This is a genomic window from Variovorax glacialis (genome assembly GCF_051216375.1).
Lineage (GTDB): Bacteria > Pseudomonadota > Gammaproteobacteria > Burkholderiales > Burkholderiaceae_C > Variovorax.
Window position 1 is genome coordinate 49,165 of the sequence record NZ_JBPJZT010000002.1, and the last position, 13,267, is coordinate 62,431.

Consider the following 13,267-nt stretch of genomic DNA (forward strand, 5'->3'; position numbering starts at 1 on the left):
GCGATGCAGCTTCAGGATTCGGGCTCTGGATGGGAGACCTCAATCTGGAGCTTGTGGATCTTCCGGTAGAGCGTGTTCCGGCTGACGTCGAGCGCCTTAGCCACGTTGCTCACGTTCCAGCGGTACTGCTCGAGCATCTGCAGGAGCAATTGCCGCTCGTTGGTCTGGATCAGGTTGAGCTTGGTGCTGCCGGGCGCGTTGTCGGCGTGCCCTTCGCGCGCCGAGCCCGGCGCGGCCCCAGATGCCGGGGGATGCACGGGCGTGTCGGTGCGCTCGGCATTCATCCCGAGCATCAGTTCGCCGTCACGCGCCGGTTGGAGGTTGACCGCCATCGCGGGCAGATGGATGCGGGTGATCGGCCTGCCGTCGGCCAGCGCGGCCGCGGTCCGCAGCACGTGCCTCAACTGGCGGATGTTGCCGGGCCAGGCATGCGCCATGAGCAGGCGCTCCGCCTCGGGACTCAGCGATGCGTCCGAACCGCCTTCGGCCGCGAGCAGCGCGTGGATCAGTTCGAGCCTGTCGCTGCGTTCGCGCAACGCCGGCAACTGCACTTCGACGCCTGCGAGCCGGTAGTACAGGTCTTCGCGGAACCGGCCCTCACGCACCATGGCCGGCAGGTAGCGATGGCTGGCGCTGATGAGCTGGAAGTCGACCGCATGGCTTTCCTCGGTGCCCAGCGGCGTGACGCGCCGCTCGTCGAGCACGCGCAGGAGGCGCGACTGAAGCTCCAGCGGCATGTCGGCGATCTCGTCGAGGAACAGCGTGCCGCCGTCCGCCTGCAGCACCTTGCCGCGGCGGCCGGCACGCTGCGCGCCGGTGAATGCGCCGGCGCAATAGCCGAAGAGTTCGGATTCGATCAGGGCCTCGGGCAGGCTCGCGCAGTTGATCGCGACGAAGGGGCCCGACCCGCGCGGGCTGCCATCGTGCAGCGCATGCGCGAAGACTTCCTTGCCCGAGCCGGTTTCGCCGCAGACCAGGATCGGCGTGCCTCGCGCGATCACCCGCCGGCCGATTTCGAGTTGTTCGGCCAGCCGCGGATCCTCGAAGGTGCACGCGGGCGTCGCGCTGCGCAGTGCGGGCGTCGGACGAACCTTTGGACGGCTGATCGTCGCAAGCGACGAATCGCCCGTCGAGGAAGATGACGACGATGTCAACGCGGGGGACGGCGTGATTACCGCATCGGCGACGGAGGCGGGACGCCGCGCCACCGCGAAGAAGCGCAGCGCCGCGTCGGTCCCGTAGGTCACCACCGGGTGGAAGGACGACGAGGCGCTGCGCTGCAGCATGTCGGCGAGCGAAGTCTGGAACAGGTCCTCGATGCGTCGCGAGCGGATCTGGTCCATCGACTGCAGGCCGAGCTGGAACATGGCGCTGCGGTTGGCGGCAAGAATGCGGCCGTCGTCGTCCACCGCGAGCTTGCCTTCATGCAGCGTGTAGACGAACTCCGGCCGGCTGTGGAAATGCAACGGATGCGCATTGCGGAACTCGCGATCGATCAGGCGGTTCTCGATCATCCTTGCCGTCATCGACAACAGCACCAGCAGATGCTGCTGCATCAGGCTGGACCGGCTCGTCACATCGAGCGCGGCGACGATGTTGCCCGTGGGGTCGAACACGGGGACGGCCGAACAGGTGAGTTGCGTGAACTGCGTGAAGAAGTGATCGTCGCGGGACACGGTCACCGGGCCGGCTGCGGCCAGGCAGGTTCCCATTCCGTTGGTGCCTGCCTCTGTCTCGCTCCAGACGCCACCGGCACGCAGGCCCAGCGGCCCGACTTCGGCAGCGAACTCGGGCGACGCCACCATGTGCAGGATCACCCCATCGGTGTCGGTCAACAGCACGGCGATCTCGCTGTCGGCCAATTGCTGAAAGAGCGTGGTCATCTCGTAGCGCGCGCATTCGATCACGGCCGCATGCCTTGCGCGCCGCTCCTCGAGCGGTGTGCGCCCGATCACGTTCGGGTCGCGGGGCTTGTCCGGTCGCAGGTGGTACTGGTCGAGACAGCGGATCCATGAGCGCATCACCACATCGGTGGTCTGGTCCTGGAATCCGCCACGCACGATGTCCAGCACACGGTCCGCATGAGGATCCGCCGGCTTCGCGCCTTTTCGAAGGGTCAACGCCATCGATGTCTCCATGTGCGACTGGCCCGCCGGATGCGCGGTACCTGGAACGCACTGTATGTATGGCCCGCATTTTGCAGCTTGCATCCGCAGCGCGCAAAGATACTTTTTGCGACATCGCAGGCCCACACCAAGGAGCCGACTTGACCCCCGAGCAACACGCCGTGAGTTCCAGGCCCCTTGATTGGCCCCTTCCACAAGCGGATCTGTCCACCATGGACGTGATCTTCATCGAAGGCTTCACGGGCCAGACGGTCATCGGCATCCATGAGACGGAGTTGCATCGACCGCAGCCGCTGGTCATCGACGTGCACGCAGGCCTCGCCCGCTCGCGCGCTTGCGATACCGATCGCATCGTGGACACCATCGACTACGCGGCGGTCTGCGACCGCCTACGCCGCCTGCTGGTCGAGCACAAGCTTCAACTGCTCGAAGCCTTCGCCGAAACCATCGCCGACATCGTGATCGGCGAGTTCGGCGCAACGTGGGTTCGCGTCAAAGTGGTCAAGCCGAAGAAGTTCGTCGACGTCGCAGCGGTCGGCGTGCAGATCGAGCGCAGACGCCCCCCCGCGGAAGAGCACATCTCCCGCGGAGGGGCCGTATTGCGCCTGATCGGCTCAGGCATGGTCCCCGGCTAGAGAAGCAACGCCCGGAACCCCGGCCCCTTCCAGAAACACCGCGGAACCGGCTTCGCCGGGCCGCAGGTGTTGCCCCCTGAAAGGGGGTGGAGAGCGACACGAAGTGCGCGAGCCTGGGGGTGAGTCAGGAATGCGCAGCGAAGGGGTGGGCGGCGCTGCCTTTTTTGGAGACTACTTCGGCAGCGGTTGGCGAACCCGCGACGGCGCGCTGGATCGCTTCCTTGGTGGCCTGGTAGTTGTAGTCCTGGATCTTCGCGTCGTTCTCCGCGAGCCAGTGGATGAAGACGCCGACACACACGAACAGGTTGTCGGCTTCGGCGGCCGGGATCGTGCCGTCTTCGACGCAGTCGGCCACGGCCATGGCCACGGCGCGCTGGGCGGGGCCGAACATCTGCACGGCCTGCTTCGCGCCCTTGATCGTGACCTTGTTAAAGAGCACGGTCGACGGCTTGGTCAGCAGGTTGGGTGCAACGACGGCCAGCAGACAGGTGAAGCCGTCCTTCTGGTTGGTCAGGGCATTCGCGAACGCTGTTTCGGCAGGGCTGCCGCGCGGCCCGATGATCAGGTCGATGTGAGCAACTTCGTTACCCTCACCGACGAGCGACTCGCCGACCATCATGCGATCAATTTTTGCCATGGTTGTTAGTCTCCTGGATTGCGTTCTGGGCCAAAGGGACGCCGGCCTGCCGGCCGGCGCAATCCATCAGATATCACGTTCCGTGCCACCCGTGCCGCGCTAACTCGCGACCGGTCAGGACGGGCTCGTCAGGCCGGCGATCAGCAGGGCGGCCACGGTCAGATCCGCCGTGGTTCCGGGGTTGATCCCGCTGGCCTTGAGCGAGGCGTCCCAGGCTGCGAATTCCGGATCGACATCGAGTGCGCCTTCGCGGCGCGCGCGCACCCGCCATCCTTGCGCCGCAGTCATGACAATGTGTGCCACGGCCTCGCCATGAATCCGAACAATGTGTGAATCTGCAACGCTGCCCAGCAGCGCCAGGTAAAGCCGCTGGACCGCAGCGACGGTGGCGGCATCCGGCGCGGCGTCCGCCGACCTCCCCATCAGCGAAAACCCGATGCCGAGCGTCGGCAGGCCGAGGTCGAACAATGTGCCGTAGCCGTCGCGGTACTGGCGCGCGATGCTGTCGCGGTGTGCCGCGAGTGCCATGGCCTCGCGCAGGTCGACCGTGGGCGCGCGCCTGACGTCCTCGTCAGGTGCCGTTCCCAGGCCGCCCGGACTGGCACGGGCGATGGCCCGGAAGGCCGCCTGTGCATCGCGCAGATCGAGCGCGCCCAGCACGCCTTCGATGGCCTCGCGCAAGGCGGCCGGCGTCGTCGCCTCGGGCTGCAATTCGACGGCCCGCGCGATCGGCGCGCACAGCAGCAGGATGCCCAGGTTGGTGTTGCAACCCGCGGCGGCCCAGGTCGCATCGACCGCCGCCTCGATGCGCTCGCCCACCGATGCGCCGGGCGCGAACAGCGGCCCGGCCGCGGCCTTCGCGCTGGCGATGAAGTTGTCGGCCGTCATGCGATGCCCGGCCGACACCCGGCTGACGTTGCCCGGCTTGCGGACGGCCACGTCGAGCTCGCAGGCGCGCAGGAAGCACGCCTTCGCCCGATCTGTCGCGAGCTGGGGCATTTCCATGACATCCACGGTTCACGCCCTGCGAGAGACTGTCGAGGGCACGCCAGCCCGGGCGCTCGCAAGCTTGCGATCGAGCAGGTCGTCGACGATGCAGCGCGCGATGTCGAAGCCGGTCACGCGCTGGAGGCCCTGCCAGGCGGCTACGCCGTTGACTTCGATGACCTGGATGCCGCGCCGCGAAGGCATCAGGTCCACACCGGCGTAGTCCATGCCCAGCGCGAGCGCCGCGCCTTCGGCCAGTTCGGCCAGTTCGGGCGCCAGCTCCGCGGGTTCGCATCGCGCGCCCTGCGCGACGTTGTGGATCCAGTGACTGCTGACCCGACGCATGGCCGTGACGGCCCTCCCCCCGACCACCAGAACGCGCCAATCGAAGCCGGGCGTCGTCATCGCGGGAATGAAGCGCTGCAGGTACGCGAGCGAGCCGTAGGCAACATCGATGGCGGGCAGCGGGTGATGAACGCCGCCCACCTGCCCCACCAGCTGTAAGCCCTTGCCCTGCGAACCGAACAGCGGCTTCAGCACGAGCGCGTGGCCGGCAGCGCCCTCGCGGATCGCGATACGTTGCGCCTGCGCGAGCGATTCGGTCGCCCAGGTCGGCGGCGAGGCGATGCGCGCCGCATGCAGCAGCAGGCTCGTCATCGACTTGTCGACGCTGCGTTCGATCGCACGGGCATCGTTGTAGACCGGCACGCCGAGTTCGCGAAGCGCATGCAGCACGCCGAGGCGCTTCGTGACCTGTTCAAAGCTTCCGCTCGCGATGCCGCGCACCAGCACCGCGTCGGGCAGGTCGCGGCCGAAGCCGGGGATGACCAGGCCATGCCAGGCGGCCGTGGTGTCGATCCTGCAGTCCGCCAGATCGATGCAGCGGCCGACGCAGCCCCGCGCGCGGAGTGCCGCCTGGAGCCGGCGCGTGTGCCAGCCCGTCTTATCCGTCATGATGGCGACGTGCATCACGCTTCCTTGCGCCACAGGCCGAGCAGCAGCGCCATGTCCAGTCCGCCGGCGTGCCAGGTGTGGCCGCTGTCGACGTTGCTCACCCACACCTCGGCCGGTGCGAACAAGGCGCCGTCGATCTTGTAGAAGTCGTACCCGGCGGCCTTGAAGATGTCGGCGAACGAGCGGCCATGGTCGCTCGAATTGCGCGAGGGCAATTGCTTCGCCAGCGCGCGCGCCGCCGCGTCGTCGCCGCGCACGGTGAGGTGGACGCGGCCTCCGTAGAGGATCGCATCGTTGGTTCGCCCCATCGCTTCCACGCCATCAGGGCTGGGCGCGGGCAACGGCGCCGTGCCCGCGGCGCCCACGATGTTGCCGAGCGCGAAGCCCAGCTGGTGCGCCTTGTGCAGCGCCACCTCCAGCACGCGCGTCACGACCTGGGTGGTGCCGGTGAGGCTGGTCGTCGGCGTGAGGATCAGCGTCAGCCTTTCCGCGCTCAAATGGCAATCGCGCAAGAGCTTGTCGATGATCACCTGGGGCGGCGGCCGATCGACCTCCATGACGAGCACGCCCGCGTCCGCATGGTCGCGGTAGCCGAGTTCATCGAAGAGCGTTTCCTTGCCCGCGAGCGCGCGCGCCGGGCCCGAGCCGAGCGAGAAGAACTTCTTGCCCCCGGTTTCTTCCTTGCTGGCCGCGAGGCTCCAGCCGGCGTACTGGCTTCCCAGCAGGGCCAGCACCGGCTGCGCGCTGTGCACCTCGATCCAGGTGGGCCAGCCCTCCAGTCCGTCGGGGCGCAGGGTGACCTGGCCGAGCCCACCCATGCAGATCTCGCCCACCAGCAGGCCCGCGGCGACGCTGCCGACTGCGGCGATGCCCGCATCGACGATGCAGGGAGCGCCCTCGTCGCGGCGCACTTGCACGCCGAGCGCGTCGGCGTTGGCGAGCAGCCGCTCGACGAGCGGCCTGGCCAGTGCATTCACGCTGAGCGTGCATGCGGCCAGGGGCTTGGCGGCGGCGTCGGTCATGCACTGGCCTCCAGCGAACGATGCACGGCCTCTCGGCCCCGCTGCAGCAAGGCGCGCACGTGCTCGGCATCCGTTCCGCTGGCGCTCACGCTGCACAAGGGATCGCCGGCCTGGAAGGCGGTCGCACCGGCTGGCAAGTCGTGGCAGTCGGCGCGTGAGGCAAGGCGCTGCGTGGCGGGCTCATCCAGCCAGAGCCGACGCGGCGCGAAGACGACCTCGGTGCCTCGAACGATGTCGCTCGCACCCTGCAGGCGCGATGGCGGCAACTCACCCTGCGCACAGGCACGCACATGCGCGGCCACCGTGCCGGGACCGTAGAGCGCCATGGTGGCCGGCGGCCGCGGATTGACTTCGAGAACGTCGACGGCATCGCCATCGCGCATGAAGTCCAGGCTGCCAAGACCGCGCAGGGAAAAGCCAGCCGCCAGTGCGCGCAATGCGCCGGTGACGCGTTCCTCCACGCCGGCGGGCAAGGTCACCGGCCCTACCGAACCGCAGAACACGAAGGGCCGCCCTGCCAGGGGTCGCACGATGAGTTGATTGAAGCCCAGCACCGCGGCATCGCTCCCGTTGGCGATGAATGTCGCCGACATGGGCCTGCCCGGAACCTCGCGCTGGAAGTAGCGATGGGCGCTCGCGGTGTCGGACGCTGCGGCCCGACGGATGTGCCAGCCGCCGCAACCGTGCGCGTCCTTCACCAGCCAGCCGTCCGCATCGTCGGGTGCGGTCATCCGCACGGCCGGATGGGCAATGGATCGCGCGTCGAGGAAGCCGAAGAAGGTTTGCGGATCACGCACGCGCCGCATGGCATCCGCCTGCGTTCCGATCAGCGGCAGCAATGCCGCGCCGCGTTCCAGCAGATCGGGCCGGCCTTCGAAGCCGGCGCCCGCGATCCAGCCGGTCACACGCTGTCGCCGTGCGAGTGCCTCCAGCACGGTGAGCAGCCGGTCGCCATCGATGCTCAAGCTGGCAGGATCACCGATCGAATGCCACTCGACGCAGGCGCGACGTGTGTCTGCGTCGCCGAACAAGTCGAGCGCGGCGACCTCTAAGCCGTCGGCAACGGCGGATTCGGCCAGCATCCGCGCGGAGATCGAAACCACGGCCAGTGCTGTCATGGCGGGTGACCGGTTCAATCAAGTCGCCTTTTCCGCAATGAAGGCGCGCGCGGTGGCAAACGCTTCCTTGAAACTCAGCACCACGGGCGCCTCGGCGTCATGCATCTGCACCAGGAGCCGTTGCTGGGTCTGGTACTTGACGTTGCCGATCGCCAATGCACCGACGCCTACCGCCGCAGTCCCCGGCAAGGGCTTGGCGTTGTCCATCGCGCCGACGCCGGCGATGCCTTCCGGCGGCACCGCGTTCACATCGGCCGCGACCTTGAGCTTCGTGGCGGAGGCCAGCATCTCGGCCGAGACGACCTGGACGCCGGCCGGCGCGCAGGCGAGCAGCACATCGGCGTCGGCGATCGATGCGAGCACCGCAGCCGGGTCACCGCCGCCCACGCCATGCAGTTCGACGCCGAAGCGCTTGCCGGTCTCGCCCGCCGTCGCCTCGGCCGCCGCGGTACCGCCCCGGCTGGAGAGAGACACCTGCGCGCCCGCCTGTGCCGCGATCACGCCCGCGATGCGGCCCACTGGCCCGGTGCCGCCGAGGACGACGACGCGCCGGCCATCCAGGCCCTGTGCATGCTGGCTGGCCAGCGCGGCCTCGACGCAGGCCACCATCGCGGCCGCGGTCGTATAGGCGCCGCTGGGGTCCGCCATCAGCGACACGACGAAGGGCTTGAACATCGACGCCTTCGCGCGATCGAGCATGTCGGCGGCCTGCAGTGCGTCCCGCCCGCCGATGAAGATGCCGGTGCGCAGCAGGCCCTTCGGACTGCGCGAGAAGATGGTGTCCTGCGTGAGCCCGGCGACGCCGTGGGCATCGACCTCGCAATAGGGCACGACGATCTGGTAGCCGGCGTCGGCGGCCATGTTGATGTCGAACGGGCTCATCTGCCGGCCCGGTGTGAACATGTGGAGGATGTAGGGGCGTTCCATGGAGACCACTCTGCGTTGAACTCAGGGCATGGGCACTTCGAGGCGCCGATCCAGCAGCGTGGCCCCGGTGTTCCGGCCGGAGACGATGCGCAGCGTCAGCGACGGCGCGATGAGGTTGGCGGCCAGCATGGCATCGATCGCGGCCTCTGCCCGCGCCTGCGAAGGGAGGACCGCGAATCCGGTCGGTCCCCAGGAGCTCTGGCCGATGGCGGCGATGTGCTCGGCACGGTGCTGCGACAGCCACCCGAGCAGGCGCCCCACCGCTTCACTGGTGAAGGGACGCCCACCCTGCGCAGGCGCGAAGTGCTCGCCGAGCACCTGCTGGATGCGCGTGATGCCGGCCGCGAAGGGCGCGAAATCGCCGGTGGCGGCGCCCGGCAGCACACGCATGAGCACCTGGTGGCAGATGTCGGCTGCGAGCGTACGGGACAAGGGCGGCAAGGCGGCGATGCGCTGCTTTTCCTCATCGCCCGACAAGCCCTTCTGCGCGCTGTCCTGCACGATCAGGACACGCCAGGCCTCTGGCAGCGGGATGCGCGACAACACCGGCGCAGGCGCGCCGTTCGGGCCCGGACCGCCGTCGACGATCAGCCCGCCGTGATCGAACCCTGCCACGCCGATGCCCGACCGCAGCCCGCGGCCCAGCCATTGCGCTAGCGTGACCGTGGGAACGCCGAGCCCATGCCACAAGGCGAACGCCCGGCCGACCGCCAATGCCAGTTGCGTCCCCGAACCGAATCCGGCATGCGCGGGCAGGACCTGCAGGAGCCGCAGATGCAGCGGCTCGGCGTGACCGCTGTGATCCCGCAGCAGCCGCAGGCAGGCGGCCGCTCTCTCGATTTCTGCCTGCTCCGCGGGTCCCCGCGCAGTGATCTGGTCGACGGGCGATGCGGTGATCTCCACCTCCGTCTCGAAGCCGTTGATCATCAGGCCGATGCTGCCGAAGCGGCGGCCCAGCGATGCGGCCGGGTCGAGAAAGCCAAGGTGCAGACGCCCGGGCGCGCACAGCGCGACGGTCGTCGGGCGATCGACGAAGCCGGGTTCGGGAATGTTTCGAGGTCGATCCATCGCGCTGTCGGCGTATTGAAGGTCAGGGGTCGTTCAGGACTTGCAAAGCAAGCTCTGTTCCGCTGCGCTTTCACCCACGGGCTCGTGCCCTGCCTTCGCGATGGGCCCCCGTCCTGTACCGACTTGGGGACACAGTGTCACCACGCGAGCCCTCGCGCGGCGGGTCAGTCGTACTTCAGATACTTGAAGCGCGGATCGTCCGGCGTGCCTTCGAGCGACGAGCCTTCGACGGTGGCGGGCTGCCACATCACGACGTCCTCGATCTTCCTGGCGAGCTCGAAGTCCTTCTCGGTGATGCCCTTGGCCGCGTGGTTCATCAGCTTGACGGTGACGAAGGCGTAGGACACCGTGAGGTCCGGGTGATGCCACGCCGCCTCCGCGAGGTGACCGACGGTGTTGACGACCATCAGCGTGCCTTTCCAGCCGCTGGTCTTGAACTTGCGACGAATCCAGCCGTCCTCGAAGTACCATTTCGGCAGCTCCTCGGCGAGCCGCGCGACGGTCTCTTCGGGCGTGAACACCTCGGAAGCAGACTGTTTGCGCCATTGGGTCATGTCGTCTCTTTCAAAGTGGCGATCATCGAATGCTATGCGCCATGGGCTGCCGCGTACATCGACCCCATGGATAGCCGTGATGGCGAGAGAGGAGTCCCCATGAGCCGCATTCCGAGCTTCGCGTACACCGCCGCGTCCACACTGACCGCGCTGCTGGTTCTGTTCGCCGCCATGCACGCCGCGAGCGCGGAGCTTTCGGTGGATCAGGTCAGGGCGGCGCTGAAGAACGCATCGCCGGCCGCGGTGGCGGACCTCTCGGGCAAGGACCTCTCTGACCTCGACCTGAGCAGGCTCGACTTCCGCAATGCCAACCTCAAGGGCACCAGCTTCTTCGGCAGCAAGCTCGTGCTGGCCGACTTTCGCGGCGCCACGCTGGAAGGCGCAAACCTCAACGGCGCCTGGCTGATGGGCACGGACTTCAGCGGCGCCAACCTGACGCGCGCAAGCCTGCTGTCGGTCGTCATCCTGGGAGGCGAAGTCCGAAAGATGCCCATCTTCAAGGGCGCCAACATGACCGGCGTCAAGATGATCGCGGATCTGCCGGGGGCCGACCTCTCCGGCGCCAACTTCAGCAACGCCGTCGTCGGCGTCAATATCAAGAACCAGGGGATGGGGCAGATGCGGACCGATCTCGCCAGCGCCAACCTCGCGGGCGCGACACTGGCGGGGGCCGACTTCAACCGGTCGTTGATGGCGTTCTGCAATCTCAAGGGCGGCAATCTGCGCGGCGCGAATTTCTTTCGCGTCAAGCTGGGAGGCGCCGATCTCACGGGTGCTGACGTGACCGGCGCCGATTTCACCGAGGCCGACCTCGACGGGACGATCTTCCGCGACGTGAAGGGTTTCGCCGAGGCCAAGGGGCTCGACCGCGCGACGAACTTCGACAAGATCGTTCGGTGACCGCAGGCGCATGCCCATCGGCGACCGCTTGAGAGCATGGGCCAGGCGCATCAAGCGCGATGGCCTGACGCTCTGGTTCGCGGGCCGGCATTCGCGGACGCCGTGGTACGCCAAGGCCCTGGGCCTGTTCGTCGTCGCCTATGCGCTGAGCCCCATCGACCTGATCCCCGACTTCATCCCGGTGCTGGGCTACGTCGATGATGTCCTGCTGCTGCCCGGCCTGATCTGGCTCGCCATCCGGCTCCTGCCCCCGGATGTCTTGGCGGAATGCCGCCTGCAGGCGGACGAGTGGATGCGAACGCAGGGCTCGAAGCCACGCAGCCGGGCCGGCGCAGTGTTCGTCGTGGCGCTGTGGCTGGCGATCGGCGTGGCGGCGTGGTTCTGGCTCGCGCCGCGCTTGTAGGCCGGCCCGTCCACGTACGTGGACTTAGGTGGCCGCCGGGATGGCGGGTCCGGGGCTTTCCTTCAAGAATCGGCGCCACGGGGCCATGGATACCCCGCCTACACGATCGGGCCAGAAGCATGAAAAAGTTCTTCAAGATCATCGGCGTGCTGGTGGTGATAGGCGCGGTCATCGGGGGCGCGCTCTACGTCATGTTCCCGATCCAGATGACCACGTATGGCGGCCTGGGAATCAACGTTCTCAGGTCGATGGGTGCGCCTGCGGGCACGTTGACGCTCGAATCGAACCCCGCGTACAAGGCGCCCGTGGCCGCGGCTCCGCCACCGCCCGCCGACGCGGCATGGCCGAACGCCGCGGCGGGCGACTGGCCAAGCTACAACCGGACGCCGACGTCGCAACGCTACTCGCCCCTCAACGAGATCAATACGAACAACGTCGGGGACCTCAAGGTCCTGTGCACCTACGACCTCGGCATCTACACCGCCTTCGAATCCGGCCTGATCATGGTGAACAACGCCCTGATCGGCACCAGCGAGTTCGACATCTTCTCCATCAATCCGTCCACGTGCGCCGAGAACTGGCGCACGCACCTGGACTACCCCGGCGCGCTGCTGCCAGCCAACCGCGGCGCCGCCTACCTGGACGGCATGTTGTTTCGCGGCACCCAGGACGGCCGGGTGCTGGCCTTCGATTTCAAGACCGGCAAGCAGGTGTGGGAGACATCCATCGCCGACCCGAAACGTGGCGAGTCGGTGCCGTCGGCGCCGATCGCCTTTGACGGCCTCGTCTACGTCGGCAATGCCGGCGGCGACTACAAGGGCGGCAAGGGCAAGGTCTACGCGCTCGACGGAAAGACGGGCAAGGTCGTCTGGCAGTTCTTCCTCGTTCCCAAGAGCCAGGACGACGTCGCCCGAGGCCCCCTGGGCAAGTCGCCGCTCGACAATTCGACCTGGAACAACGCGCCCGGCATACCCATCAGCGGCGGCGGGACCTGGACCTCGTACACGCTGGACATCAAGAACGGCCTGCTGTACGTGCCGGGCGGTAATCCGGCGCCGGACTTCGCATCGGGCGCGCGCGAAGGGTCCAATCTCTATACCGACTCGGTCGTGGTGCTCGACGCGAAGACGGGCGACTACAAGAACAGCTTCAAGGTCGTGAAGAAGGACTGGCATGACTGGGATGTCTCCAGCCCGCCGATCCTGCACCAGACGCTGGGCGGCAAGCAACTCATGACGGTCGCACCGAAGGATGGGCACCTCTATGGCTACGACCTCGCCACGAACAGCCAGCTCTACCGCATGCCGGTCACCACGGTCGAGAACGTGGATGGCGCCTTCGCGACGGGCCAGAACGTTCGCTTCTGTCCCGGTCCGGTCGGCGGCACCGAATGGAACACGCCCGGCTTCGATCCGACCACGAACCTCATCATCACGGGCACGGTCGACTGGTGCGACACCGTGAAGATCAAGACGGACGAGAAGATGCGGGCGGTGGCCATCGGCCAGCCCTGGACTGGGATCGCCTACCTCAACCCGATCAACATGTTCGGCAGGGAGGACCCTACCGACGGTCATTGGGCCGGATGGATCTATGCCAGCGACGCCGACACCGGCGTCTGGAAATGGCGCGTCAAGTCCAACTATCCGGTTGTCGCCGGCATCACGCCGACGGCCGGCGGCCTCGTGTTCTTCGCCGACCTCGGCGGCAATTTCTATGCGCTGGACGCCGCCACCGGCCAGAAGCTCTGGGGCGGTCCGCTCGGGACCGGCGCCGGCATCGCGGGCGGCGTGATCACGTACACCGCGGATGGCGCGCAGAAAGTGGCGGTCGCCGATGGCTTTACCATGGTCGCCTGGCCGACGAAGCCGGCGCGCGCAAGGGTCGTCATTCTGGGCCTCGGCAATGCGGCGGCTAAAAAATGACACGTGATCAC

General features: G+C 67.6%; 13 protein-coding genes. 4 read left to right on the forward strand and 9 right to left on the reverse strand.

All coding sequences use genetic code 11. The annotated features are described in order from the left end of the window. Positions 1–11: 11 nt before the first annotated feature. Entirely contained in the window at positions 12–2,126 is a 2,115-nt protein-coding gene (locus tag ACSFBL_RS04565; protein ID WP_435514577.1) for a sigma-54-dependent Fis family transcriptional regulator, read from the reverse strand. Between the two features lie 212 nt (positions 2,127–2,338). Here ACSFBL_RS04565 and ACSFBL_RS04570 point away from each other — a divergent pair, with 212 nt between their 5' ends. Further along, positions 2,339–2,761: a dihydroneopterin aldolase gene (locus ACSFBL_RS04570; RefSeq protein WP_435514578.1), complete on the forward strand. Its 423-nt coding sequence runs from the start codon at positions 2,339–2,341 to the stop codon at positions 2,759–2,761. 124 nt (positions 2,762–2,885) lie between these two features. Here ACSFBL_RS04570 and fae read toward each other — a convergent pair whose 3' ends face one another. The 8 genes from fae to ACSFBL_RS04610 all read right to left on the reverse strand — a co-directional run bounded on the left by fae (position 2,886) and on the right by ACSFBL_RS04610 (position 10,028). Next, positions 2,886–3,398, reverse strand: coding sequence for a formaldehyde-activating enzyme (gene fae, locus ACSFBL_RS04575; RefSeq protein ID WP_435514579.1), 513 nt, complete (start codon positions 3,396–3,398; stop codon positions 2,886–2,888). Positions 3,399–3,512: 114 nt separating this feature from the next. Beyond that, positions 3,513–4,403 (reverse strand): triphosphoribosyl-dephospho-CoA synthase, encoded by an 891-nt coding sequence (locus ACSFBL_RS04580; RefSeq protein ID WP_435514580.1) that lies wholly within the window; start codon positions 4,401–4,403, stop codon positions 3,513–3,515. 12 nt (positions 4,404–4,415) lie between these two features. After that, the gene (locus tag ACSFBL_RS04585; RefSeq protein WP_435514581.1) at positions 4,416–5,354 is read right to left on the reverse strand and encodes an ATP-grasp domain-containing protein; all 939 of its coding nucleotides are present in this window, start codon (positions 5,352–5,354) and stop codon (positions 4,416–4,418) included. Then, the gene (gene mch, locus ACSFBL_RS04590; protein WP_435514582.1) at positions 5,354–6,361 is read right to left on the reverse strand and encodes a methenyltetrahydromethanopterin cyclohydrolase; all 1,008 of its coding nucleotides are present in this window, start codon (positions 6,359–6,361) and stop codon (positions 5,354–5,356) included. The genes ACSFBL_RS04585 and mch overlap by 1 nt, the downstream gene beginning before the upstream one ends. After that, positions 6,358–7,479 carry an ATP-grasp domain-containing protein gene (locus ACSFBL_RS04595; RefSeq protein ID WP_435514583.1) on the reverse strand — a complete coding sequence of 374 codons (1,122 nt, stop codon included), beginning with the start codon at positions 7,477–7,479 and terminating at the stop codon, positions 6,358–6,360. The genes mch and ACSFBL_RS04595 overlap by 4 nt, the downstream gene beginning before the upstream one ends. 18 nt (positions 7,480–7,497) lie before the next feature. Next, positions 7,498–8,406, reverse strand: coding sequence for an NAD(P)-dependent methylenetetrahydromethanopterin dehydrogenase (locus tag ACSFBL_RS04600; protein ID WP_435514584.1), 909 nt, complete (start codon positions 8,404–8,406; stop codon positions 7,498–7,500). 21 nt (positions 8,407–8,427) lie between these two features. Continuing rightward, entirely contained in the window at positions 8,428–9,474 is a 1,047-nt protein-coding gene (locus ACSFBL_RS04605) for a beta-ribofuranosylaminobenzene 5'-phosphate synthase family protein (RefSeq protein WP_435514585.1), read from the reverse strand. A gap of 164 nt (positions 9,475–9,638) precedes the next feature. Further along, positions 9,639–10,028: a 4a-hydroxytetrahydrobiopterin dehydratase gene (locus tag ACSFBL_RS04610; RefSeq protein WP_435514586.1), complete on the reverse strand. Its 390-nt coding sequence runs from the start codon at positions 10,026–10,028 to the stop codon at positions 9,639–9,641. Positions 10,029–10,127: 99 nt separating this feature from the next. Between ACSFBL_RS04610 and ACSFBL_RS04615 the strand changes: the two genes are divergently transcribed. The 3 genes from ACSFBL_RS04615 to ACSFBL_RS04625 all read left to right on the forward strand — a co-directional run bounded on the left by ACSFBL_RS04615 (position 10,128) and on the right by ACSFBL_RS04625 (position 13,256). Further along, entirely contained in the window at positions 10,128–10,928 is an 801-nt protein-coding gene (locus tag ACSFBL_RS04615; RefSeq protein WP_435514587.1) for a pentapeptide repeat-containing protein, read from the forward strand. Positions 10,929–10,938: 10 nt separating this feature from the next. After that, positions 10,939–11,331, forward strand: coding sequence for a YkvA family protein (locus ACSFBL_RS04620; RefSeq protein WP_435514588.1), 393 nt, complete (start codon positions 10,939–10,941; stop codon positions 11,329–11,331). A 119-nt stretch (positions 11,332–11,450) separates the two neighbouring features. Beyond that, positions 11,451–13,256: an outer membrane protein assembly factor BamB family protein gene (locus ACSFBL_RS04625; protein WP_435514589.1), complete on the forward strand. Its 1,806-nt coding sequence runs from the start codon at positions 11,451–11,453 to the stop codon at positions 13,254–13,256. Positions 13,257–13,267 lie beyond the last annotated feature (11 nt).